At 35.1% G+C, this 25,258-nt stretch carries 27 protein-coding genes and 3 tRNA genes; 23 read left to right on the top strand and 7 right to left on the bottom strand.

What is annotated here, in order from left to right; genetic code table 11:
* Nucleotides 1–321: 321 nt before the first annotated feature.
* From ppsA to Q0L65_RS12595, 8 genes are all read left to right on the top strand, one after another.
* On the top strand, nt 322–2,742 hold the full coding sequence (gene ppsA / locus Q0L65_RS12630; RefSeq protein ID WP_296686917.1) for a phosphoenolpyruvate synthase: 2,421 nt from the start codon (nt 322–324) through the stop codon (nt 2,740–2,742).
* Between the two features lie 3 nt (nt 2,743–2,745).
* Nucleotides 2,746–3,501, top strand: a complete 756-nt coding sequence (locus Q0L65_RS12625) for an SDR family oxidoreductase (RefSeq protein ID WP_296686916.1) — start codon at nt 2,746–2,748, stop codon at nt 3,499–3,501.
* Nucleotides 3,502–3,542: 41 nt separating this feature from the next.
* A complete protein-coding gene (locus Q0L65_RS12620) occupies nt 3,543–4,700 on the top strand; it encodes a phospholipase D-like domain-containing protein (RefSeq protein WP_296686914.1) in 1,158 nt (385 codons plus the stop codon).
* 124 nt (nt 4,701–4,824) lie between these two features.
* Nucleotides 4,825–5,607 carry an ABC transporter permease gene (locus tag Q0L65_RS12615; RefSeq protein WP_296686913.1) on the top strand — a complete coding sequence of 261 codons (783 nt, stop codon included), beginning with the start codon at nt 4,825–4,827 and terminating at the stop codon, nt 5,605–5,607.
* A gap of 3 nt (nt 5,608–5,610) precedes the next feature.
* Entirely contained in the window at nt 5,611–6,351 is a 741-nt protein-coding gene (locus Q0L65_RS12610; protein WP_296686911.1) for an ATP-binding cassette domain-containing protein, read from the top strand.
* Between the two features lie 9 nt (nt 6,352–6,360).
* A complete protein-coding gene (locus tag Q0L65_RS12605; protein ID WP_296686909.1) occupies nt 6,361–7,371 on the top strand; it encodes an MlaD family protein in 1,011 nt (336 codons plus the stop codon).
* A gap of 6 nt (nt 7,372–7,377) precedes the next feature.
* Nucleotides 7,378–8,415 carry a pesticidal protein Cry7Aa gene (locus Q0L65_RS12600; protein ID WP_296686908.1) on the top strand — a complete coding sequence of 346 codons (1,038 nt, stop codon included), beginning with the start codon at nt 7,378–7,380 and terminating at the stop codon, nt 8,413–8,415.
* Nucleotides 8,416–8,428: 13 nt separating this feature from the next.
* A complete protein-coding gene (locus Q0L65_RS12595) occupies nt 8,429–10,699 on the top strand; it encodes a glycosyltransferase (protein WP_296686906.1) in 2,271 nt (756 codons plus the stop codon).
* Here Q0L65_RS12595 and Q0L65_RS12590 read toward each other — a convergent pair.
* Nucleotides 10,685–11,809 carry a cysteine desulfurase family protein gene (locus Q0L65_RS12590; protein ID WP_296686905.1) on the bottom strand — a complete coding sequence of 375 codons (1,125 nt, stop codon included), beginning with the start codon at nt 11,807–11,809 and terminating at the stop codon, nt 10,685–10,687. The two genes, Q0L65_RS12595 and Q0L65_RS12590, sit on opposite strands and share 15 nt — an antisense overlap.
* Before the next feature lie 93 nt (nt 11,810–11,902).
* On the opposite strand from Q0L65_RS12590, the gene Q0L65_RS12585 reads away from it, so the two are divergent.
* A complete protein-coding gene (locus tag Q0L65_RS12585; protein ID WP_296686903.1) occupies nt 11,903–12,865 on the top strand; it encodes a hypothetical protein in 963 nt (320 codons plus the stop codon).
* 112 nt (nt 12,866–12,977) lie between these two features.
* Here Q0L65_RS12585 and Q0L65_RS12580 read toward each other — a convergent pair whose 3' ends face one another.
* On the bottom strand, nt 12,978–13,529 hold the full coding sequence (locus Q0L65_RS12580; RefSeq protein WP_296686929.1) for a Smr/MutS family protein: 552 nt from the start codon (nt 13,527–13,529) through the stop codon (nt 12,978–12,980).
* Nucleotides 13,519–13,707, bottom strand: a complete 189-nt coding sequence (locus tag Q0L65_RS12575; RefSeq protein WP_366051775.1) for a hypothetical protein — start codon at nt 13,705–13,707, stop codon at nt 13,519–13,521. Before Q0L65_RS12575 ends, Q0L65_RS12580 begins: the two co-directional genes overlap by 11 nt.
* A gap of 101 nt (nt 13,708–13,808) precedes the next feature.
* On the opposite strand from Q0L65_RS12575, the gene Q0L65_RS12570 reads away from it, so the two are divergent.
* Nucleotides 13,809–14,090 carry a DUF2752 domain-containing protein gene (locus Q0L65_RS12570; RefSeq protein ID WP_296686902.1) on the top strand — a complete coding sequence of 94 codons (282 nt, stop codon included), beginning with the start codon at nt 13,809–13,811 and terminating at the stop codon, nt 14,088–14,090.
* Nucleotides 14,091–14,096: 6 nt separating this feature from the next.
* Here Q0L65_RS12570 and Q0L65_RS12565 read toward each other — a convergent pair whose 3' ends face one another.
* Complete coding sequence (locus Q0L65_RS12565) at nt 14,097–15,365, bottom strand: divalent metal cation transporter (RefSeq protein WP_296686899.1); 1,269 nt, start codon at nt 15,363–15,365, stop codon at nt 14,097–14,099.
* Between the two features lie 174 nt (nt 15,366–15,539).
* Here Q0L65_RS12565 and Q0L65_RS12560 point away from each other — a divergent pair, with 174 nt between their 5' ends.
* The 8 genes from Q0L65_RS12560 (at nt 15,540) to Q0L65_RS12525 (ending at nt 21,088) form a co-directional block, all read left to right on the top strand.
* Complete coding sequence (locus Q0L65_RS12560; RefSeq protein ID WP_296686897.1) at nt 15,540–16,331, top strand: serine O-acetyltransferase; 792 nt, start codon at nt 15,540–15,542, stop codon at nt 16,329–16,331.
* Between the two features lies 1 nt (nt 16,332).
* Nucleotides 16,333–17,220 carry a cysteine synthase CysM gene (cysM, locus tag Q0L65_RS12555; protein WP_296686895.1) on the top strand — a complete coding sequence of 296 codons (888 nt, stop codon included), beginning with the start codon at nt 16,333–16,335 and terminating at the stop codon, nt 17,218–17,220.
* Between the two features lie 72 nt (nt 17,221–17,292).
* Nucleotides 17,293–17,934 (top strand): SGNH/GDSL hydrolase family protein, encoded by a 642-nt coding sequence (locus Q0L65_RS12550; RefSeq protein ID WP_296686893.1) that lies wholly within the window; start codon nt 17,293–17,295, stop codon nt 17,932–17,934.
* 176 nt (nt 17,935–18,110) lie between these two features.
* Complete coding sequence (locus tag Q0L65_RS12545; protein ID WP_296686890.1) at nt 18,111–18,383, top strand: heavy-metal-associated domain-containing protein; 273 nt, start codon at nt 18,111–18,113, stop codon at nt 18,381–18,383.
* A gap of 9 nt (nt 18,384–18,392) precedes the next feature.
* Nucleotides 18,393–18,671: a rhodanese-like domain-containing protein gene (locus tag Q0L65_RS12540; protein ID WP_296686888.1), complete on the top strand. Its 279-nt coding sequence runs from the start codon at nt 18,393–18,395 to the stop codon at nt 18,669–18,671.
* 5 nt (nt 18,672–18,676) lie between these two features.
* Nucleotides 18,677–18,991 carry a rhodanese-like domain-containing protein gene (locus Q0L65_RS12535; RefSeq protein ID WP_296686886.1) on the top strand — a complete coding sequence of 105 codons (315 nt, stop codon included), beginning with the start codon at nt 18,677–18,679 and terminating at the stop codon, nt 18,989–18,991.
* 184 nt (nt 18,992–19,175) lie between these two features.
* Entirely contained in the window at nt 19,176–20,030 is an 855-nt protein-coding gene (locus Q0L65_RS12530; protein ID WP_296686885.1) for a transketolase, read from the top strand.
* A 104-nt stretch (nt 20,031–20,134) separates the two neighbouring features.
* Nucleotides 20,135–21,088: a transketolase C-terminal domain-containing protein gene (locus tag Q0L65_RS12525; RefSeq protein WP_296686882.1), complete on the top strand. Its 954-nt coding sequence runs from the start codon at nt 20,135–20,137 to the stop codon at nt 21,086–21,088.
* 70 nt (nt 21,089–21,158) lie between these two features.
* Here the strand turns inward: Q0L65_RS12525 and Q0L65_RS12520 are convergent, their stop codons facing one another.
* A complete protein-coding gene (locus Q0L65_RS12520; protein WP_296686879.1) occupies nt 21,159–22,172 on the bottom strand; it encodes an FKBP-type peptidylprolyl isomerase in 1,014 nt (337 codons plus the stop codon).
* Between the two features lie 77 nt (nt 22,173–22,249).
* Between Q0L65_RS12520 and Q0L65_RS12515 the strand changes: the two genes are divergently transcribed.
* Both Q0L65_RS12515 and Q0L65_RS12510 read left to right on the top strand, forming a co-directional pair.
* Entirely contained in the window at nt 22,250–22,645 is a 396-nt protein-coding gene (locus Q0L65_RS12515) for a S4 domain-containing protein (protein WP_296686877.1), read from the top strand.
* Between the two features lie 63 nt (nt 22,646–22,708).
* Nucleotides 22,709–23,209 (top strand): phosphoribosyltransferase domain-containing protein, encoded by a 501-nt coding sequence (locus Q0L65_RS12510; RefSeq protein ID WP_296686876.1) that lies wholly within the window; start codon nt 22,709–22,711, stop codon nt 23,207–23,209.
* Nucleotides 23,210–23,375: 166 nt separating this feature from the next.
* Here Q0L65_RS12510 and Q0L65_RS12505 read toward each other — a convergent pair whose 3' ends face one another.
* Entirely contained in the window at nt 23,376–23,894 is a 519-nt protein-coding gene (locus tag Q0L65_RS12505; RefSeq protein WP_296686873.1) for a shikimate kinase, read from the bottom strand.
* 127 nt (nt 23,895–24,021) lie between these two features.
* On the opposite strand from Q0L65_RS12505, the gene Q0L65_RS12500 reads away from it, so the two are divergent.
* The 3 genes from Q0L65_RS12500 (at nt 24,022) to Q0L65_RS12490 (ending at nt 24,326) form a co-directional block, all read left to right on the top strand.
* Nucleotides 24,022–24,094 (top strand) — tRNA-Lys (locus Q0L65_RS12500).
* 35 nt (nt 24,095–24,129) lie between these two features.
* Nucleotides 24,130–24,202, top strand: a tRNA-Lys gene (locus Q0L65_RS12495).
* A 41-nt stretch (nt 24,203–24,243) separates the two neighbouring features.
* A tRNA-Leu gene (locus Q0L65_RS12490) sits at nt 24,244–24,326 on the top strand.
* A gap of 169 nt (nt 24,327–24,495) precedes the next feature.
* Here the strand turns inward: Q0L65_RS12490 and Q0L65_RS12485 are convergent.
* Nucleotides 24,496–25,152 carry an SHOCT domain-containing protein gene (locus Q0L65_RS12485; RefSeq protein ID WP_296686872.1) on the bottom strand — a complete coding sequence of 219 codons (657 nt, stop codon included), beginning with the start codon at nt 25,150–25,152 and terminating at the stop codon, nt 24,496–24,498.
* Nucleotides 25,153–25,258 lie beyond the last annotated feature (106 nt).

Raw genomic sequence — 25,258 nt, 5'->3', positions numbered from 1 at the left:
GAACCCGCGTTAGGGATAGCAGCGAAAAGCCCACAGCATGTGAAGCATAGCGCAACAGCGAGGACTTGTAGCGAATAGCCCGACCTGTCTTGGCGAGGTCACGAAGCCAACAGGAAACGCCATAAAATCATATCCCTTTGAATTATTTATTCTACAATACGTTGTAAATCAGATATTTATTTTATATATTTATATTCATCAATTACCAGAGACTCCTACTCTCTTCATTTAATCCCCAAGCCGAAAATTTTTCAATTGAAAAAGCAGATTGCAATAGCAATAAGCTTTTAAGTTATTGTTTTTAATTTTAAATGGTGAAAAATGGGGAATTACAAATACATTCTATTCTTTAATGAAATCGGAATAAGCGCTATTAGTGAAGTAGGCGGAAAAAATGCTTCGCTTGGTGAAATGTACAACCAACTCAATCCTATTGGGATTCAAATTCCGAATGGATTTGCGATTACCGCTGAAGGATATCGGCTATTTCGAAAAGAAAATCAGTTAGAAAAGGTACTGAATGATTTATTTCAATCTTTAGATACGGAGCATTTTGCTAACCTGTCCTATATAGGAACAACTGCACGGGAACGAATTCTTTCTGCCCGAATACCTCAGATTATTGAATCCGAAATCAAGAAAGCATATCGCGCTTTGAGCCAACAATGCGGATTTACTTCGCTTAATGTAGCTGTGAGGAGTAGCGCTACATCGGAAGATTTACCCTCAGCTAGTTTTGCAGGACAAATGCAATCTTTTTTGAATATTTCTGGAGAAGAGCAATTGATTGATGCCGTACATCATTGTTTTGTGTCTTTGTTTACAGATCGCGCTATTAAATACCGTTATGATATGGGATTTCAGGATTTGGATATTGCCATTTCTGTGGGAGTACAACAAATGGTGCGAAGCGACCAATCGGCTTCGGGAGTTGCTTTTACTATTGACCCTGATACTGGGTTTGAGAATACTATTATTATAAATGGAATTTGGGGACTCGGCGAAAACATTGTCCAAGGCACTGTTACACCAGACGAGTGGATGGTTTTCAAACCTACATTGGAAAACGAAAAATGGAATCCTATCCTAAAAAAACATTGTGGTAAAAAAGAGTTTACTATGATTTACAATGAAAAAGAAATTTCAGCCACCAATACTATTATCAACACAACCACCTCTTTAGAAAATCAAAATCAGTTTTCATTGAGTGACACTGAAGTCATTCAGCTCGCTCGTTGGTGCTACTCCATTGAGAAGCATTACAAAAAAGCGATGGACATTGAGTGGGCAAAAGACGGCACCAACAACCAACTCTATATTGTACAAGCACGCCCAGAGACAATCCATAACAAACCCAATACACAGGTTAGAAAAATGTACACCTTACTTGAAAAAGGGAGTGTTTTATGCAAAGGAATTGCTCTAGGAGATAAAATCACCTCGGGTAAGGCACGTATTATAAACAATGCTCAAGAAGGCTACTTGGTACAAGAAGGAGAAATCATTGTAACTGATTTAACCAATCCCGATTGGGATCCAATTATGAAAAAAGCAGCTGCTATAGTGACCAATAAAGGAGGACGCACTAGCCATGCCGCAATTGTCGCAAGAGAATTAGACATAGTAGCCGTTGTGGGTTGTGGAGATGCCACAGCTACAATAAAAAACGGACAAGAAATTACAGTATCCTGTGCCGAAGGAAAAGAAGGAGTCATTTATAACGGCACATTGCGTTGGAAAACGACGGAACAAGACTTTAGTCGGTTGAAATTACCTGAAACAGCCCCCATGCTCATTCTAGCAGATCCTGAAAAAGCCTTTGAATTAAGCCGTTATCCAAATCAAGGCGTGGGTTTGATGCGAATGGAGTTTGTTATTTCGAATACCATAAAGATACATCCGCTGGCTTTATGCGAACCAGAAAAAATTACTAATCAAGATACGATTGCTCAAATAGCAGCACTAACCAAAGGCTACGCTGACCCAAAAGACTATTTTGTAACACAACTAGCCGAAGCTGTAGCTACTGTAGCCTGTGCCTTTTATCCAAAGGAGGTAATTGTACGAATGAGTGATTTTAAAAGTAATGAATATGCCAACCTCATCGGAGGCAGCTATTTTGAGCCTGACGAAGAAAATCCGATGATTGGCTTTAGAGGAGCTTCTCGATATTACAGTAATTTTTACCGAAAAGGTTTTGCGTTAGAAAGTCAAGCCATGAAAAAAGTACGGGATGAAATGGGACTTACTAATGTGAAGTTAATGATTCCGTTTTGCCGAACTGTTGAAGAAGGAGAAAATGTCCTTACTGAAATGGCTAAAAATGGATTAGTTCAAGGCGTCAATGGATTACAAGTATATGTTATGATTGAAATACCCAGCAATGTCCTTTTGGCAGATGAATTTGCGAAACTCTTTGATGGATTTTCAATTGGTTCCAACGATCTAACGCAACTCACATTAGGGCTAGACCGAGATTCTTCCCTAGTGAGTTATTTATTTGACGAAGAAAACCCCGCGGTACAATCCTTAATTAAAGAAACGATTCGGGTAGCTAAGCGATTTGAAATAAAAGTTGGTTTATGCGGTCAAGCACCGAGTGACCTCCCCCACTTTGCTCAATTTTTGGTTGCAAAAGGTATTGATAGTATTTCATTTACTCCAGACGCATTAGTAAAAGGCATTGAAAATATTTTGGAAGCAGAGAAAAAATTAAAAAAAATCACATCTAAAACTATCTAAATTATGGAAACACCATTCAAAAACAAAGTAGCACTTATAACAGGCGGAACTTCTGGAATTGGTAAAGCAACTGCAATTGCTTTTGCGAAAAAAGGGGCAAAAGTGGTGGTTGTAGATAAAAACGAAAATTTGGAAGCTCTATCTGCCATCAAAAAAATAGCAGAAAAAATGCTATTTATTCAATGTGATGTTTCCAATTCGACAGAAGTCAAATTAATGATTGAAAAAACAATTGCCACATTTGGACGGCTGGACTATGCTTTTAACAACGCAGGCATTGAAGGCCGAGTAGCCATTACCGCAGCTTGTTCTGAAGAAAACTGGGACAATACATTAAATATCAACTTAAAAGGAATTTGGCTTTGTATGAAATACGAAATTCCCGAAATGCTAAAACACCATAAAGGAGTAATTATTAATTGTGCTTCTGTCGCTGGATTAGTGGGATTTTATGGTTCTCCTGCTTATGTAGCTTCTAAACACGGCGTAATTGGCTTAACCAAAACGGCTGCTTTAGAATATGCCAAAGAAGGCATTAGAATAAATGCCGTTTGCCCTGGAATTATTGATACACCAATGATTGACCGAGTAACCAAAAACAACAAAGAAACCGAAAAACAATTTGCAAAAATGGAACCTGTAGGGAGATTTGGTTCTCCCGAAGAAATTGCCAATGCAGTAATTTGGATGTGTTCAGACGAAGCTTCATTTGTAACAGGACATCCAATGGTTATTGATGGTGGTTTTGTGGCTCAATAAAATTATGTAATTTTAAGTTTTATAACTGTCAATCCAAATACATGTTTGAATCCGAAAAAAATAATCTCCCTTTCAAGTCGGTCCAACTCGTGCATAGTGGGGACGATTATTTTTCTAGATTAGAACGAATTATTAATGATGCCGTTACCGAAATCCATATCCAGACGTATATTTTTGACAATGATGCAACAGGCAAACGCATTCTTTTGGCTTTAAAAGAGGCACTAAAGCGGCAAGTTAAAGTGTATCTTTTATTGGATGGCTTTGGCTCCCTTTCTTTTCCAAATGAAATTAGCAAGGAATTCCGACAAGCTGGAGGACATATCCGTTTTTTTTCTCCCTTATTTTCTGCCAGCTCTTTTTACATCGGAAGGAGACTGCATAAAAAAGTAGTGGTAGCTGATGGCAAAGTAGCTCTAATAGGCGGAATTAATATTGCTAACCGATATCACGGCACTTCAAACACAAAACCGTGGTTGGATTTTGCTATCGAAATCAACAGCTCGATTGCAAAAGATATTCAATCCCATTGCAAAGCGAATTACAGCAAAAAGAAAAGTGCCTTACGCAAAACAATACTACCCACCTTTGAAGCCGAAGAAAAAGTAATGATACAAATTCTTCAAAATGATTGGTTGAATAGAAAGAGTGAAATTTCAGAAGCCTACATTCAAGCAGTTAGTGAAGCTAAAGAAAAAGTGATTATAGTAGGAAGTTATTTTCTTCCTGGTCGAAAATTAACCAATGCATTATTAGAAGCTTCAAAAAGCAAGGTAAAAATCCAATTAATTCTTTCAGGGGTTTCTGATTTGCCAATGACCCGCAGGGCTAGTTGCTATCTGTATTCCAAATTATTGGAACACAACATTGAATTGTACGAATGGAACCAATCGGTCTTACACGGAAAAGCGATGGTAGTTGATGGTTCTTGGTCTACAATTGGTTCTTTTAATCTCAACAACTTAAGTTCTTATGCTAGCATTGAAATGAATGTTGGAATTGAATCTCCTGCATTTGCCACCCTTTTTGAAGAAGAATTGCAACAGATTCTTTTGCAATGCCAAAAAATAACCTCTGAATCATTTCAAACGAGAAATACGATTAGTTCTAAAATCAGTAATGCTCTATCCTATTATATAACAAGAGGTATCGAAATTATTGTAACCTATCTTCCTTACAAAAGGTTCAATCATTCTTAACTATTATATTTTTTCGACAAACTACCTAAAAATCCGATACAAAATAATCTAACTTGCTGATAATCAATAATTAATAATTGTATATTTGAGAAGTCATTTCTTACTAAAATTAATTCATTGATGTATGAAGACCCTTTCTAAAATACTAGATCTTATCACTATTTTATTAATTGAGATTGGCGAACTCTCTTTTTTTGGATGGCGTTTCTTTAAAGAGAGTTTCAAGCGCCCATTTGAATTCAAAGAATTTATAAAACAGTGTTTTTACATGGGTAATCGTTCTTTATTATTAGTGGCAGTAACAGGCTTTATTATTGGTTTAGTTTTTACGCTACAATCAAGACCAACATTACAAGAATTTGGAGCGGTCTCTTGGATGCCGTCTATGGTGAGCATATCAATAATTAGAGAGATTGGCCCCATCATTACAGCATTAATTTGTGCAGGTCGAATTGGCTCTGGGATTGGTGCTGAATTAGGTTCGATGCGTGTAACTGAACAAATTGATGCGATGGAAGTCTCAGGGACTAACCCTTTCAAATATCTAGTGGTTACGAGAATTATGGCTACTATTTTTATGTTACCCATTCTAGTAATCTTTGGAGATGCAATTGCTATTTATGGTTCTTATTTAGTGGAAAATATAAAAGGAAATGTTTCTTTTTTACTGTATTACAATCAGGTTTTCGATTCGTTAGAATTTAGCGATTTGATTCCTGCTACTATAAAAACATTTTTTTTTGGCTTTGCCATAGGATTAGTAGGTTGTTTTAAAGGATATTATTGTAAAAAAGGAACCGCAGGTGTAGGTCTCGCTGCCAATTCAGCAGTAGTTTTTACTTCGATGTTACTATTTGTAATTGATTTTGTAGCTGTTTTTGTTACTGATATTTTTTATGATTTATAAATTATGACCAATACCAATCCTATCATCGAAATTAAAAACTTGAAAAAAAGTTATGGTTCAAATTGCGTTTTGAACGACTTTAATATGATTTTGAACGAGGGAGAAAATTTAGTCATAATGGGAAAATCTGGCTCAGGGAAATCCGTAATGATAAAATGCTTGATTGGATTGGAAGAAGCCGATAGTGGAACGATTACTATAATGGGACAGGAAATAAGCAAACTAACCCAAGAAAAATTAGACGAACTAAGAACCGAAGTTGGTTTTCTTTTTCAAGGAAGTGCTTTGTATGATTCGATGACTGTTAGAGAAAATTTAGAATTCCCTTTGAGGCGTCACACTAAAAAATTTGGATACATTAAGAACACAAGCCCACTAGTTATGGAGGCTTTGAACAATGTAGGATTAGGCCATACAATAGATTTAATGCCCGAAGAATTATCAGGAGGAATGAAACGAAGAGTAGCCTTGGCAAGAACATTAATTCTACAGCCCAAAATTATTCTTTATGACGAACCCACAACAGGATTAGACCCTATTACAGCTAAAGAAATTTTATTATTAATGAAATCCATTCAAGAAAAATACAATACCTCAGCCATTATCATTACACACGATGTGGATTGTGCTAGAGTAATTTCGAACAGAATGATATTATTGGTTGATGGAATTAATTATGCCGAAGGAACCTTTGAGGAGTTATCCGAGTCAAGCGATACTAAAATACAAGCCTTTTTTAAATAAAAACAAAAAATGGAAAAAACAACAGGACAAAAAATACAGTTAGGACTATTTGTCATTATAGGCTTATTACTTTTTGTTTTAGCAGTTTATTTTATTGGCGATAAGCAAAAAATGTTTGGAAAAACAAATCACTTAACCTGTGTATTCAATAATGTCAACGGATTACAATTAGGGAATAATGTTCGGTATTCTGGAGTCAATGTAGGAACTGTTCGCTCCATTGAAATGATTAGCGACACTGTTATAAAAGTAGATATGATTATTGACAAACGTATTTTTAGCTACATCAAAAAAAACGCTATAGCCACAATTGGCTCCGATGGATTAGTAGGTAATCGAATTATCAATATCCTACCTAGAAAAGGGGATTCGCCTTCCGTTCAAGCTGGAGAGGCAATTAAATCAATCAACAAAGTCAATACAGACGATATGCTAAACACTTTAGATATTACTAATAAAAACGCGGCTTTACTCACTTCGGATTTACTTAAAATTACGCATCAAATTAACAATGGAGAAGGAACAATTGGTTTGTTAATTAAAGACGCTGAAACAGCAAAAAACATAAAAGAAATTGTTCTACACCTAAGATCAACGAGTAAAGGAACTACACAATTGATTCATGAATTAAATCAAATTGTGATGGATTTAGATCAGAAAAACAATCTGATTGGTATTTTAAGAGATACTGCGGTAGCTCGCAAAATTAAAAACATTATTACCAAGATTGACCAATCGAGCACTCAAATCAACACTATAACTTATAATCTAGATAAAACTGTTTTAAATATAAAAGAAGGCAAAGGCGCGCTTAATTACTTATCGAATGACCCAAAATTAGTTCGGAAAATAGATTCGACAATGACCAATATAACTACAGCAAGCTTTCGTCTAAGCGAGGATTTAGAAGCTTTACAACATAATTTCTTCTTTAGAGGATATTTTAAAAAACAAGAAAAAGCAAAACTTAAAAATAAAAAAGCAACAGAGACTTCAATAGAAAAAGATAAAAAATACTAAAACATCATGATAACAATAGAAAAATTAGGCATTCTACTAAGTCCTACCAACCTTGATTTTGAAAATAATGGTGTTTTCAATGCAGGAATTTATCAAGAAGGCGAAATACTTCATATTTTATACCGAGCAGTTGAACACGGCAACTTCTCTACCATTGGCTATGCCAAAACGGAAGGTCCTCTTAACATTATTGAACGAAATGAAAAACCGCTAATTCAACGTGATTTCGACTATGAAAAACACGGGGTTGAAGATCCAAGAATTGTAAAAATTGAAGATACCTATTACATCACTTACACCGCTTACGATGGAGTAAATGCGATGGGAGCATTAGCTACGTCAAAAGATTTAATCCATTTTGAAAAGCACGGTATCATTACACCGCATGTTAATTATCAAGAATACGAAGATTATGTAAATTGTTGCGGGGGTGAAAAACTAAATCCCAAGTACCATCAATATTACAATCTTTTTGCACAAATAGGATTAGTAGAGGACGAGTTTCGTTTACTTAGAGATAAAGATATTGTGTTGTTTCCAAGAAAAGTAAATGGCAAATTTGTACTACTACACCGCATTTGGCCAGGAATACAAATCGTACAATTTGAAGATTGGAAGGAATTAACTGAACCATTTTGGGAAGATTATCTTAAAAATTTAAACGATTATATTGTACTTGATCCAAATGATCCATTTGAGGTAGATTATATTGGTGCGGGTGGACCTCCTATAGAAACTGAATTTGGGTGGTTACTTATTTATCATGGTGTCCAAGAAACTGTTACAGGAAAAATATACCATGCCAAAGCAGCCTTGCTTCAATTAGACAAACCCGAAATTGAATTGGCTAGGCTACCCTACCCACTCTTCTCACCGTCTAAATCTTGGGAAATCGAAGGGGTTGTAAATAATGTCGTTTTCCCGACAGGGCATGCGGTATTTGGAGACGACCTTTATATCTATTACGGTGTTGCCGACAGACACGTTGCCGTTGCAAAATGTAACCTTAACGAATTACTTACTGAATTAAGAAAACAATCCTAAATATACGCTGATTATGAAATTTGATACAGGAATAAAAATGCTATTAGTGAGTTCTTATCCGTCTCGTGAGTGTGGATTAGCTACTTTTTCGAACGATATTGTAGAGGCCGTTGCCAATGTTTTTGGGGATACTTTACCTATTGAAGTTTGTGCCTTAGAAAATGAAGGGCAGAATTTTGAATACAGCGAAGAAGTAAAATACACTTTGTCAACCTCAAAAATTGACGATTACCGATTGGTTGCCGAGAAAATCAACGAACGAAACGATATTGGATTGGTTTGTATTCAACACGAATTTGGACTATTTGGAGGAGAATATGGCGACTATATATTGTCATTTATCCTAGCGCTAAACAAACCAATTATTACTGTATTTCATACCGTATTACCTACCCCAGATGACAAACGAAAAAAAGTTGTTCATGCCATTGCTGACCTATCTGACAGAATAGTTGTACTTACCAAAAATTCACAAAATATATTGATTCAGGATTATGAAGTAGTATCGGCTAAAACAGTTGTAATTCCGCATGGAAATCATACTGTACTCTGGGAACAAAAGGAAAAATTAAAAAACGAATTCAATTTTTCGGATAGAATTGTAATGTCCACCTTTGGATTAATCAGCGAAAACAAAGGGATTGAAACCGTTCTATACGCCCTTCCAGAAATTGTGAGTTGCTATCCCGAAGTGGTATATTTAGTTATTGGTAAAACACATCCAGAAATTCTTCGCCGAGAAGGAGAAAAATACCGTGATTCTCTAATTGAAATTGTCAAAAAACAAAACCTTGAAAACAATGTAATCTTTGTCAACGAGTATTTGGAATTAAAAGAATTACTAGATTATTTAACACTTTCTGAAATCTATTTATTTTCATCCAAAGATCCTAACCAAGCCGTAAGTGGTACCTTTGCGTATGCTATGAGCTGTGGTTGTGCTGTAATTTCTACTCCTATTCCACATGCCAAAGAATCATTACACAGCGAAAATGGAATTCTATTAAATGGATTTGACCAATCAGACGAATTTCAAGATGCCATATTTCGTTTGATAAAAGATAACGAAACGCGTACTACAATGGGCAAAAATGCCTTTGCAGCATCCAGTGCAACCTCTTGGAAAAATATAGCTATTCAATACCGATTGTTATTTGACCAATTGACTAATCGAGAAGACGATTTGAAATTTAATTTTCCACCAATAAAGTTAGACCATATTGAAAAATTGACCACTGACTATGGAATTCTACAATTCTCAAAATTCAGTCAACCTGATCCGGATTCAGGCTATACCTTGGATGATAATGCAAGAGCTTTGATTAATATGGTATTATACAATAAAGTCTATCCCAATGAGAACTGCTTAGAATTAGCTAGTACGTATCTTAATTTTATTGAAGGAATTCAAGAAGAAGATGGCTGGTTTAATAATTACAAAGATTTTGAAGGCCAATTAACTCCGCAGAATAGAGAAGTCAATCTGGAAGATGCTAACGGAAGAGCGCTTTGGAGTTTAGGAATTGTTATTTCACATCGAGACACACTTCCCTTAGAAATGATTTCACGTGCAGTACAATGTTGGGACAAAGCCATTGAAAAAATTGACAACATAAAATCACCTAGAGCTATTGCTTACGCCATAAAAGGCTTGTACCATTACTATTTGGCTTACAAAAATGAAGACATAAAGCTGTCTATAGAAAAATTAGCCGATGAATTATTACGCCATTACGATATTCACTCCGAAGAAAATTGGTGTTGGTACGAAGATTATATGACCTATGCTAACAATGTGCTGCCCGAAGCTATGATGTACAGCTATCTGATAACAGGCGATTTGAAGTACAAAAAAATTGCACTAATTACTTTTGATTTCTTATTGTCTCACTATTTTATGAAAGGGCAATTGAAAGTCATTTCTAACCGTGGTTGGTTCAAAAAAGAAAATGAAAGAATCTTTTACGGAGAACAACCTATTGAAGTAGCCACTACAATTATCGCGTTGGATTTATTTTATGAAATCACACAAAATAAAAAGTACAAAGACCAACTCCAATTGGCTTTTGTTTGGTTTTTAGGCAACAACCACTTAAAGCAAATCATGTATAACCCTGAAAATGGCGCTTCTTACGACGGATTAGAAGATACGCATGTGAATATCAACCAAGGTGCTGAATCTACATTATGTTTTTTCAAAGCCCGATTAATTATGGAGAAATACTCTGAATATAATTTAATGAATAGTTTTCCAATTTTAAAAGAAGAACTAAGCCGTTTTTAAAACTTCAATTAGATAGTCAATATCTTCTTTCGTATTGTAATGACTGAATGAAATGCGCAAACTTGGTTTAGTCAACTCATCAGGAGAAAGGATTTCGGCCAAAACGTGTGATGGATTACTGCTGCCCGATTGGCAAGCACTCCCTCTTGAAACGGCAATACCTTTGATGTCTAAATGAAATAACAACATTCCTGCTTTTTCGTCTGAAAGTGGAAGAATAACATTGATAATATTATAAAAACCATTTTCCGAACCAATTACTTTTGAATTTGGAAATGCTTGAGCCAATTGACCAATGCAGTATTTTTTTAAATCTGAAATATACGCTCTTTCTGAGTCTAGATTAGCATAAGCCATTTCTAACGCTTTTGCCATTCCTGCTACTTGATAGATGGACTCGGTGCCGCCTCGCATTCCTTTTTCTTGTTCTCCACCCAATAGCAGAGGTTGTAGTCCTGAATTTTTACGAATGAAAGCAAAACCAATTCCTTTTGGTCCATGAAATTTATGAGCGCTTGCCGAAATAAAATCAATTGGCAATGCCTTCAAATCAATTTCGGTCTTACCAACAGATTGTACCGTATCGGAATGAAAAAGAGCGTTGTGTTCTTTGCAAATAATCGCTATTCGCTCTAAATCCAATACCACTCCTACCTCATTATTCACATGCATCAAACTCACTAAGGTGGTCACGTCTTGCGATAATAATTCAGCTAAATGCGTCACATCAATACTTCCGTCTGGTTGTATAGCGACAAAATCAACTTGGATGCCAAATTCTTTTTGCAAAGCCAAAGCAGGATACAATACTGCATGATGTTCTACTTTAGTAGTAACAATACGTTTTACCCCCAAATCTCGAACTGCTGAACGCAAAATCCAGTTATTCGCTTCTGTCCCTGAAGAAGTAAAAAAGATTTCAGACCCCACTACATTCAACTGCTTGGCAATTGATTTTCGTGAAAGTTCCAAAACACTCTTGGCGTTTCGGCCAAAGCTATGCGTTGAGGAAGGATTTCCATAATCTTCTGTCATTAATCGAGTGATTTCTTGAATCACTTCTGGACGAATTGCAGTGGTCGATGCGTTATCTAAATATACTTTCTTCATGGGAGGCAAATTTATAAAATATCTTCACAAATAGTCCAATACTACTAATTAATTATCGATTTTTTGACTATTTTTGAACCAAATATATGAATAATGAAAAGAGCATTATACGGCCTAATTATAGCAATAGTATTCAATAGCTGTGACGACGGAAATTTAACCCAAGAAGTAATTAGTTTTGATACGGCAACCACTCAGAGTTGTAGTACTAACAATATTATTTATAAAATTAAAGGACAGGAAGCATTACTAATTCAAATTCCTTCCAGCTCATTTACGAATGAGCCAACCACTGTTGGCAGTCCAACAATTATTGACATTAATAGTACCAATCGGGTAGTGTATCGTTTTTATAATGGTACTATATCTAGCAGTATGTTTTGCGAAACTATTCCGCCTTCCTCTCCTACCGTTACTGATGAATGGATTGCCACTGCTGGAAAAATTCAAATTACGACCACAGCCATTAAAACAACTAACGCAACTACAGGCAAAACCTCTATTACAGGATACAACCATAACATAGTGTTTAAAAACATCACTTTTGCTAAACAAAACGGAACTCAGGTTTATGAGACTTTTGCTTTTGGAGATTATAGCCGAACTATTACCCCTTTGGTTTTTGGATTTGACGAAACCTTGGAACAATGCCCTACATCAAAACAAATTTATAATTACAATAGTAGTGAAGCAGTAACACTTGACAACATAGACACTAACTTAATTCAGAATCAAATTACCCCTTTAAATACGCCCAGAACAGCACTAATTGGAACAACAGCTAATAAATTAGTGTATCGTTTGTTTACCAACGGAATTGTGACCCCTAGTTATTTTTGCAATACTACTATTCCAACCACTCCGGCAATTAGTCAAGAATGGATTGCTGAGGCAGGAGTTGCTAACGTAAAAGGTACAATAGAAGTGACCACTACAAATGTACTAAATACCTACACCCATCACATTGTTTTAAAGAAGGTGACTTTCGTTAAAGGAAATAATAATTTTACTCTAGGAGACAGCTATGTTTTAGGTGATTTAATCACGACAAATTAAACCCTTTTTGTAGCAGATTTTCAGCTACTAAAAAAACATAAAAACGTCAGTATTTTTCAATCGAAATACTTACGTTTTTTTTATTCAAAATCACCACTTAAACAAATGATTTTTACTTGCTATTTTGTTTAATATAAACTTCGGTTGCACCCAAACCGTATTTTTGATAATTGGCATCTTGAAACGAAATGTTATCATAACGTCCTAACAAAAAATCCAATTCGGCTTTCAAAACTCCTTCGCCAACTCCATGGATAAAAACAATCTTTGGTATCCGATTTCGGATAGCAAAATCAAGATGCCTTTTTGCTGTTTCCGATTGTAACGTTAAGATATCATAATTAGACATTCCGCGTTTATTAGGAACCAATTTTTCGATGTGTAAATCAAATTCTGGTACGCCAACTTCGCGTTTTTCTTTACGCTCTTTGACAAAACTTCTTGGTTTTGGAATCTCTTTTTCTTTTTTTATTTCACCTGAATTAAAACTTCTAATAGAATTCATTAAGTTACTGGAATCGTTTATCTTAATTAATTCATTGACAATAAATGTCATCACAAATCCATCCGTAGATTCAATCGTAACCTGCTCTCCTTTGACAGACAAAACCACTCCATTTACAGCTTCATCTAAAACCGAAACCTCATCTCCTTTACTGAACATCATCTTCGTTTTTATCTTGATTTTTACTTGGCGTTTTAGCACTCAATCGCATCATTCCATACATGAAAATTGCAATTGCTCCCACCGTGATATAGACATTACTATTCGCTTTTTGTTGTTCATAAAAAGCAATCAAAAAAGCGACAAGCATCATCGGAATCATAATTTTTTTCATCATTCTAAATTTGGTTTTTCAAAAGTAAACAATTTAAAATAGCATCAAATTTATTCTTAAAAAGGTTTGGTATTTTTTCGTAAAATTGTAAAAACAAAACTGCTTTGAATTTAGAAAAACACATGTTCCCATGCATCAGCAAAACCCTCTTCGGAATAGAGTGTTTGGGTTGTGGTTTTCAACGTGCTTTTATACTCGTTTTGCAAGGCAATTTTGAAGCTGCTTTTAAGCTGTATCCTGCTATTTATTCTTGTCTTATTTTTATGCTTTTTATAGGATTACACTTTGTTGATTCGAAGCGAAATTATAAAAAATCACTAACCGTTTTAGCTATCCTAAATGGCATTATTATGATTGGCGGATACTATTACAAACACTTTTTGTAGTTCCAATTAAACAACAAATTGCAAATACAGTAAAGCAACCGCCGCAATCGTCATTATGATCAATGCCGAGAAACCAAGAATATTAGACTTTTTACTATTCGTAAATTGTCCCATTACCTTTTTATTATTACAAATATGCAGAATAATAGCAATCAGTACTGGCGCAGTCAACCCATACAAAATTGCTGTGTAAATTAAAGCCTTAATTGGAGAAATTCCTATGTAGTTTAGAGACAAGCCTAAAACTAACGAAATAGCAATTACCGCATAGAAAGCCTTAGCTTCGTGAAATTTCTTGTCTAACCCTTGTTCCCAACCAAATGTCTCAGTAATAATATACGAGAGCGAACCACTCAAAACAGGTATAGCCAATAATCCCGTGCCAATAACTCCAATAGCAAAAAGTAAATAAGCTAAATTTCCCGCCAGTGGTTTTAAAGCAATTGCAGCTTGTTCAACTGTATCAATTTGATGAATCCCACCATTATACAAAACCGTTCCTGTAGTCAAAATAATAAAATACATTACTAATCCCGAAAAAGTCATCCCAAAATCAACATCCTGCTTCATGTCGCTAATAATTTTTTTATCAACTACTAAATGATTTCCCTTATGCTTCATCTCTTCCACTTCCATAGTAGCCTGCCAAAAGAATAGATAGGGTGAAATCGTTGTTCCTAGTATTCCAACTAGTATTCCAACAAACTCTTTGTTAAATTCTAAATTTGGAACAAATGTATTTTTCACTATTAACTCCCAATCTTGGTCGTATAAGAATGGAACTACTAAATACACCAAAAGCACAACACAGAGGTATTTCAAAATAGCTGCAATTTTCAAATACGGCAGATAAACAATCAAAATCAATAGCAGTACTGTAAAAAAAACACTGAAAAAAGTAGCGTCAATCGAAGGAAACAATAAATTACCAACCGCTCCCATTCCTGCAATATCAGCACCAATATTCATTACAATAGCAGGAAAACTAAATAACAACATCAAATATAGAACAGGTCTTGGGTAGTTTTTTTTCAACGCCCCTGTTAACCCTAAAGAAGTAACTAGGCCAATCTTAGCACACATTTGTTGAATCGCTGCCATCAAAGGAAAAGCCAAAAGACCAGTCCACAAGGTAGATAATCCGTAAGCAGCACCCGCCTGAGAATAAGTCGCTATTCCAGAGGGATCGTCGTCACTTGCACCTGTAATTAACCCCGGCCCGAGTAGTTTCCAAAACCGATTCAGTTTATTGAACACTTTAGTTTTTGTATTCATTTCTATTAAATTAATTGACTAGCTAATTTACGCATTTATAACTAGAATTAATAACAAGTCTACAACACCTAAAGTTAATTCACAAATTAGAAAATAAATGCCAGAAAATTATTCGGCGCTTTTCTAAAAAACACCTACTTTTACAGCTCATTTAACCGAATCAATTTTATAATCGTGACAAAAAATCAGATTATCCAAAATATCAATTCGTTGAAAAGTAATTTTTCAATGAATTATAGCATCAAAACAAAAACAGAAGTTTTTACCGAAAAATTATTCTACACTTTGTTTGACGGAAATGCTACTTTAGACGATAGTATTGACGAACTTGAACTACTATTCAAAGAAATTTCATCTATTGCCTGTAAAAAATCAACTGACTTATGCGATTCGATTTGGGACAAATACCTAGCCCAATTACCTTCTGTTCTTGAAAAACTAAATCAAGATGCAGTCTATATTCTAGAAAACGACCCCGCTTCTAACAGCATTGAAGAAGTGTATTTGGCTTATCCCGGTTTTTATGCCATTGCAATTTATCGCCTAAGTCATGAATTATACCTTTTGGATTTATTGTTGTTTTCTCGCTTGATGAGCGAATACGCGCATCGCATCACAGGTACCGATATTCATGCAGGAGCCACTATTGCATCACCCTTTTTTGTAGATCATGCCACAGGAATAGTGATTGGCGAAACTACTGTTATTGAGAAAAACGTAAAAATATATCAAGGAGTAACTCTTGGAGCACTCAGCATTACCAAAGAGATGAAAAACTCCAAAAGACATCCTACGGTTGAAGAAGAGGTGTGCATTTATGCTAATGCAACCATTTTAGGCGGCACCACTATCATTGGAAAAGGCAGTATTGTTGGCGGAAACTCTTGGGTAACCAAATCCATTCCAGCCAATTCTATTGTAACCAACACCACAACTACCGAAGTCAAAGTAAAAGAGAAAAAATAACATGGAACCTAAAAAATTAATTGAATTAATTGGCAATACGCCTTTAGTAATTAGCCGTAATTTAGTTCAAAATCCTAACGTAAAACTGTTATTAAAACTTGAAGGCAATAATCCCGGAGGAAGCGTTAAAGACCGTGCGGCTTACAATATGATTGCTTCTGCAATAGCACGTGGTGATATTAAAAAAGGAGACAAATTAATTGAAGCAACGAGTGGTAACACCGGAATCGCCTTAGCCATGATTGCGCAGTTATTTGATATTGAAATCGAACTAGTTTTACCCGAAGATTCTACCAAAGAACGCACACAAACCATGCTAGCCTATGGCGCCAAGGTCACACAAACCCCCGCGAGTACAGGAATTATAGGCTCACGCGATTATGCCGATAAAAAAATGACCGAAGGAGGTTATGTAATGCTAAATCAATTTGCCAATGAAGACAACTGGAAAGCGCATTACAAAACGACAGGCCCAGAAATTTGGAACGATACTAAAGGGACTGTAACTCATTTTGTTTCGGCGATGGGAACTACGGGAACTATCATTGGTACTTCGACTTACTTAAAAGAACAAAATAAAAATATTCAAATTATTGGCGCTCAGCCAAGCGATGGTTCTCAAATTCCAGGAATCAGAAAATGGCCTCAAGAATACCTTCCCAAAATATTTGATGCTTCAAAAGTAGATGTTGTGATGGAAGTTAGCGAACAAGAAGCTCGAGAAATGACCAAACGATTAGCCAAAGAAGAAGGAATTTTTGCAGGAATGAGCAGCGGAGGATCTGTGGCTACAGCTATAAAAATAGCCAACCAATTAGAATCTGGAGTTGTAGTTGCTATTATTTGCGATCGTGGTGATCGTTATTTATCTTCTGATTTATTTGATTAACTTTCAACTTCAAAATATTTCGAAATGAAAAAGTGTGTTTTTAAATATTTATTTCTCCTAATTTTTATTTGTATGTCTGAAAAATCTACGGCTCAAGACTGGGCTAATTTGGCTAAATACGAAAACGAAAACACTCTACTTACCCCTAAAAAATCAAGCGAAAAAAGAATTATTTTGATGGGTGATTCTATTACTGAATTTTGGTTGCAAATCCACCCCGAGTTTTTCAAAGACAAGCCATACATAGATCGAGGAATCAGCGGACAAACCACCTCTCAAATGCTCATCCGTTTTAGACCTGATGTAATTAATTTACACCCAGATGTAGTCGTTATCCTTGCTGGAGTAAATGACGTTGCTGGAAACACAGGCCCTACGACTCCCGAGAAGATTCTTGGCAATATTAAATCTATGGTCGAATTGGCAAAAGCCAATGCAATAAAAGTAATTTTATGTGCTGTTTTACCAGCCAATGATTTTTATTGGAGACCCAACGACAAAGCAGCCGAAACTATCATTCATTTGAATCAATTAATCCATTCGTATGCAAAACAACATCATATTCCTTATGTTGATTACCATACTGCTATGGCTGATAGCAAAAATGGCTTACCAAAAGAATTTTCTAATGACGGTGTACATCCTAACTTAAAAGGATACCAAACTATGGAACCTTTGTTAGAAAAGGCAATCCAGCAAGTTTTGACAAAATAATTCGTATTGATTATACTGCATAAAAAGGTAAGATTTAAACAAAATTTTACCTTTTGTCGTATAAAAAAGTCTTATGTAACAAAAGTTACTGTAGCCGGCTTTGGATTGGTTTAAATTTGTAAAACAAAATCCAAAATTACTTTTGGGTCTTTGGAAAACAATTAAATTCAATCCTCATGAAAACAGAAGAAATTAAAATCGCAAATCTTAAATGTGGCGGCTGTGCTACCACTATAAAAAAAGAGCTTTTAGAATTAGACGGAGTTAACGAAGTAAAAGTAGATAACGACAACGATTCGGTAACAGTAACTTACAAAGACGAAGTTAGAAGTAGGATAATAGACAAATTACACCAGCTTGGTTATCCAGAAGCTACTGAAAAAAATGGGCTACTATTAAAACTAAAAAGTTATTCTAGTTGTATGATAGGAAAAATTAACAATCTATAACCTTACAATATGACATTAGAAAATATCATCAAAGACCATAAATGCACCATTGTAGATGTTCGATCGCACGAAGAATTTATGGGCGGTCACGTGGCCGGTTCTATTAACATACCGTTACAAACAATTTCAGACAGAATGGAAGAATTAAAAAATTTAACCATGCCGCTAATCCTTTGCTGCGCTTCAGGAAACAGAAGTGGACAAGCACAACATTTCCTTTCACAACATGGAGTAGATTGTTATAATGGAGGCTCTTGGCTAGACGTAAATTACTATCAATCAAAATAAATTTCATGATAACTACTTTAAAAAAGATTTTTGGTTTTGGACCAAGTGTTAATTACTCTGAATTAGCACAACAAGGGGCTATACTATTGGATGTACGTTCAAAAGCGGAGTTTTCTGGCGGACACATCAAAGGAGCTATTAATATTCCAGTAAATGTTTTAAATAATCATTTAGAACAACTAAAAGATAAAGACAAAACAATCATTACTTGTTGTGCCTCAGGTATGCGAAGCGCTTCAGCAAAAAGTATTTTACAATCACACGGATACAAGAATGTATATAATGGTGGAGGCTGGTCAAGCTTACAAAATAAATTATAACTCATCTTAAACTCATTGTCATTAGCCTTCCTTATCGGAAGGCTTTTTGTTTTTTTACTGAATTTAGTTTTTTGTTGATAATTCTCACCTTTTCTTAATAAAACAAAGGTAAATATTCAAAAAAACGTTTGTAGTAACCCTAAATAAAAATTACATTTGCAACAGTTTAACTTTTACACATCAAATGAAGCCTAACACACAACAATTAAACGATTTAACTATCCAAGTTAGAAGAGATATTCTTCGAATGGTACACGCAGTCAATTCAGGTCACCCTGGAGGATCTTTAGGCTGTACTGAATTTTTAGTAGCCTTATACCAAAACATAATGGAGCGCAAAGAAGGCTTTGATATGGACGGAATTGGAGAAGATCTTTTCTTCCTTTCTAACGGACACATCTCTCCTGTTTTTTATAGCGTTTTAGCTCGAAGTGGTTATTTTCCAGTAGCTGAATTAGCAACTTTTCGTTTAATCAACACACGATTACAAGGTCACCCAACCACACACGACGGATTACCTGGAGTACGTATGGCATCTGGTTCTCTTGGACAAGGATTATCTGTAGGAATTGGTGCGGCTCAAGCCAAAAAATTAAACAATGACAAACACCTAGTGTATACTTTACACGGTGATGGAGAATTACAAGAAGGTCAAAACTGGGAAGCGATCATGTATGCTTCTGCAAAAAAAGTAGACAACCTTATTGCAACGGTTGACCTTAACGGAAAACAAATTGACGGTACTACTGACGAAGTATTGTGTATGGGAAGCATCAAAGCTAAATTTGAAGCTTTTGATTGGGATGTCCTTGAAATCACAGAAGGAAACAATATCGAAGCCATTATAGCTGGAATGAACGAAGCCAAATCAAGAACAGGAAAAGGAAAACCAGTTTGTGTATTATTGCATACCGAAATGGGGAATGGAGTAGATTACATGATGTACAGTCATGCTTGGCATGGTAAAGCTCCAAATGATGCGCAACTAGAGAATGCTTTGGCACAAAATTACAATACCGGAGGCAACTCAGATTATTAATTTTCTTTTAGTACTTACACCAAAAAGAAAATATTAAATTAAGACTATTTAAAAACCTATTCACCCTAATAGGAATTCCCCCAAAAAGGGGTTAGGGGAGAAAAATGAAAAAATATACAAATACAGGAAGTAAAGATACCCGTTCAGGTTTTGGAGCGGGAATGACTGAGTTAGGTCAAAAAAATGAAAATGTAGTAGCGCTTTGTGCCGACTTAATTGGTTCATTAAAATTTGATGATTTCAAAAAGAATCACCCAGAACGTTTTTTCCAAATTGGAATTGCTGAAGCAAACATGATTGGAATTGCAGCGGGATTAACTATTGGAGGTAAAATTCCTTTTACAGGGACTTTTGCTAATTTCTCTACTGGAAGAGTTTACGATCAAATTCGTCAATCAGTAGCCTATTCTGATAAAAATGTGAAAATTTGTGCTTCACACGCGGGATTGACTCTTGGAGAAGATGGAGCGACTCACCAAATTTTAGAAGATATTGGTTTAATGAAAATGTTGCCTGGAATGACAGTAATCAATACTTGTGATTACAACCAAACGAAAGCAGCTACAATCGCTCTTGCTGATCACCACGGACCAGCTTACTTGCGTTTTGGACGTCCAGTAGTGCCTAACTTTATGCCAGCTGACGAACCTTTCGTAATTGGTAAAGCCATTCTTTTAAATGAAGGAACTGATGTTACTATTGTAGCAACAGGTCACTTAGTTTGGGAAGCTTTAATTGCTGCTGAGGCTTTAGAAGCTAAAGGTATTTCTGCCGAAGTAATCAACATCCACACGATCAAACCATTGGACGAAGAAGCAATTTTGAAATCATTGGCAAAAACAAAATGTATTGTTACTGCTGAAGAACATAATATCTTAGGAGGTTTAGGAGAAAGTGTTTCTAGAGTTTTAGCCTTACACCACCCTGCTCCACAAGAATTTGTGGCTGTGAATGATAGTTTTGGAGAATCAGGAACACCTGAGCAATTAATGGAAAAATACAAGCTAAACAATCAAGCAATTGTTGCCGCTGCAGAAAGAGTAATTAAAAGAAAATAATACTTTTTATTTACCATAAAAAAAATCCCGATTTCAATGAAATCGGGATTTTTTATTTTATGTCTTTTTATTAATGACAGTTTTTATCTAAATACTTTTTAACTCTAGTTGTAGTAGTTGTATTTCCACTGCAATCAGGAATACTTACAAAAGGGTAAGCTAATCCAGTAGTAGTATTTTTAATTTCAAGTTTAGTGGTGTAATTATCTCCATCATCGTCTACATCATAAAAATTAGGAACACCATCTCCATCAGTATCATCAACATTAGTCGTCGGTGTAGTTGGATAACTAATTGTATTTCTAAAGTCATACACATAACCATCTGCATTCAAATCTTCTAAATACGACGGAATACCATCTGCATCTTGATCTAAACGCTGAATTTCATACAATTTAAAACTAAATACTAAAGGAGTATATGAAGGAATACTACCGCTTCCAGAAGCATAATACGCTAATCCAGAAGGCAAGAACATCACCCCTGCACCAAATCCAGTGTATGACACTGTTCCATCAACATTAGTAGTGTAAGTACCTTTTTTAAATTGCGGGAAAATTTCTGACCAACCTACAATTGTGTTGGTCAGGCTAAAAAAACTTTGTGGATATTTAGATTCTTCAAATTGTGTTGCGGTCAAAGACGCTGCTGTTGTCGTTGTAGCAGCAACCTGAGTCAAATAATCTCCACGATACGATGCTAAAACCCCATCTACATTGGTTGGTTTTTCACCTGTACCTTCTCTAAGAACCAAATAGTATACTTTATATGTTATTCCGTGTAAATTAACATTTCTAGTCAATAATTTCGGGAAAGACGCGCTATTTAAATACGACCATACTGAAGACTGTGTACCACCTGAAGGAATTTTAGTAAAAGTAACATCTTGATCGTCTGTAAATCCTGCATGATTAGTAACAGTAATATAAGTTGTTTTTAGGTATTCTTCAATTGTAGCTAAATCAGCAGTATATTGAACCGAGTATTCTCTAAGTGGCACTGTAGCAACAGGATCATTTTTTGAACATGAAAATAAAGAAAGGGTTGTAACTAATACAATAAAATAATACTTAAATTTGTTCATTATGGCGAATTTTAAGTGCGCAAGATACAATATTGATTTATTTTTGTAAACTATTTAACTTCGATTTTAGAAAATTTATGCGAATAGACAAATATTTATGGTGTGTGAGGTATTACAAGACAAGAAACATGGTTACCGAGGCTTGTAAAAAGAATCATGTAACCGTAAATGGACAAATAGCCAAACCTTCTCGAGAGGTTTTTCCAACGGATAAAATTACGTTTAGAAAAGACCAAATTACACAAATTATTACCGTATTAGACATTCCTGAAAGTCGAGTTGGTGCTAAATTGGTAGACATCTATCGTCGAAACGACACTCCTGACGAAGCCTATGCACATTTAGAGTTATTAAAATTATCTAAAGACCATTACAGAAAAACAGGAACTGGAAGACCTACTAAAAAAGACCGAAGAGATATTGACGAATACGGTAATGAAATTCCCGAAGACTTGGAAGAAGACTTTTTGTAAAAATTGAAACCTCAGGATTAAAAACGAACAAAAAAAGATTGTACCTTTCACAAAAAATAAGTTATGAGCCAAAATATCATCTTAACACATCAAGAAATAGAGCATAAAATCAAACGTATTGCTTATCAAATCTATGAAACTTTTGTGGATGAAGAAGAAATTGTAATTGCAGGAATTGCACACAACGGATTTATTTTTGCTCAAAAAATAGCGGATGCTTTACAAGACATTGCTACATTAAAAATTGCTTTGTGCGAAGTTAACGTTAACAAATTACATCCTGAATCGGCTATTCAAACGTCATTATCCAAAGAAGACTATGCTAACAAAGGATTAATTTTAGTAGATGACGTATTGAATTCAGGAACTACCCTAATTTATGCGGTTCGTCATTTTTTGGATGTTCCTTTAACCAAATTTAAAACGGCTGTTTTAGTCGACCGTAATCACAAAAAATATCCAGTAAAAGCTGATTTTAAAGGTATTTCACTATCTACTTCTTTATTAGAACACGTGCGTGTTGTTTTTGACGAAAACGGTCAAAATTCAGCTTATTTAAGCTAGTCAATTCTAGCAAAAAGACTTTTTACCACATAGAAACATAGATTGCAAATCTATCTAAAGACAAGGATAGAAATGATTCCATTTTTCACATAGCTATGTGAAGAGTAAAACGTCTATCTCCATCTTTTCAATATAAAAGTGGCTATGTCTCTATGTGGTTAAAAAATTAAGACAAAATAGTCATAATATCCGCAACTGTTTCATCAATCGATTTTCCGTCGACAGTTACTTTGTATTCTGCCTGATTGTAGTAATAACTTCGGTCAAACAAGTGTTTAGCGATAAACTCTTGTAATTCGGCCTCCGTTTTATTAGCCACAATAGGACGTTTGCTTTTATTGTGAGCCAATCTATTAAAAAGCGTTTCAACCGAAGCCTTCAAATAAATAGAAGTAATTCCCTCTCCTTTTAACAATTCATGATTGTTAGCATAACAAGGTGTTCCACCTCCTAAACCTATGATTTGATTCTCGGGAGCTGCTAATAATTCGACAAAAACATCGTGTTCTAATTTTCGGAAATAGACTTCGCCAAACGATTCAAAAATCTGGTTGATAGTCATTTCAGCTTTAGTTTCAATACTTTTATCTAAATCCACAAAGGGTATTTGGATTAAACTGGAGAGTTTTTCGGCAATTGTTGATTTGCCACACCCCATATATCCTAATAATATAATTTTTTTCATTGGAATAAAACCTTACAAATTAAGGCGTTAAGGACTTTTGTTTAAAAAAGACAAATTTATAATAAAATAGCTTTGAAATATCAAAAATAAGGCCTTATATTTGCACCCGCATTCAAGAAATGATAATGACTCGATAGCTCAGTTGGTAGAGCACATCACTTTTAATGATGGGGTCCTGGGTTCGAGCCCCAGTCGGGTCACAAAATTATTAATACATTTCATTTCTTGAGTCATTGACTCGATAGCTCAGTTGGTAGAGCACATCACTTTTAATGATGGGGTCCTGGGTTCGAGCCCCAGTCGGGTCACAAAAGGTTGTTCGTTATGCGAATGACCTTTTCTTTTTTAAGGCCATGTGGAGAAACGGTAGACTCGCCATCTTGAGGGGGTGGTGCTCGCAAGGGCGTGAGGGTTCAAATCCCTCCATGGTCACGAATAAAAAGAAACGCTTACAAAATAATCAAGCTTGCTTGAAATTATTTTGTAAGCGTTTCTTTTTTCAAAGCGGAGCTTTGTAGGGAAAGACGAAGTCAATCCCGAATTATCTTTCTTGTTCCGAAAATAAAGCTATGTATCAGAAATCTTTAAACGACTAATAAAATTACTTTATAAATTTAGATAACTCACTCTTTTTTAACTCAAACTCTTCTTTAGATATTAAACCTAACTCTAGTTTGTCCTTAGCCCTTTTGAGTTCATCCAAAGCTTCATTACTTGTCATTCCATACGATTTAATTTCCCCATTATTTATAGCATTTTCAAAATCAACATTATAATTCCCTATTCCATATGGGCTTTTGGTTTTTAACCAAATAGTAAATCCAGATCTTCTAGTTCCAGAAATTCTAAATTTAATTATTTCGGTTTTTTTACCACTCGCGCTTATATCTAATGGAACCATAGGAGTCATCAAACCGTCTCCTGTAGATAAAAAAGCAAATGTTTTGTTACTTGAAGGAACACCAATTGTAATTTGATCTCCTACTTTATAAACCGAACCATCTTTCGCTTTATACTCTACGATATCTCCATCGTAAGAGGGTTTTTCCTTTGCCTCACTAATATCAGTATAAGAAATAGAAGCCTGAGCATTTGAATAAACACTCGCTAAAAAAAGCAATGCTAATAACAACTTTTTAATTTTTTGTTTATAGTTAACTTCTTGCTCATTAGTAATTAATTCAATTCTATCAATTGTTATGGAACTTAAAGATAAAATGTTGGGAAATGTAAATGGTAAAAATTGTTTGTGTTTCATTTTTAAAAAATTTTAGTTAATAAGAATCCTACAAATGTAAAATATATTTCGACTTATAAGTCGAGTAAAAGAAGATTTTTTAGTTTGTTACTTTATTTTCTTTGTT

It is taken from the genome of Flavobacterium sp., from assembly GCF_024642105.1.
Taxonomy (GTDB): Bacteria; Bacteroidota; Bacteroidia; order Flavobacteriales; family Flavobacteriaceae; genus Flavobacterium.
This window is presented reverse-complemented; position numbering and strand designations above follow the sequence as displayed.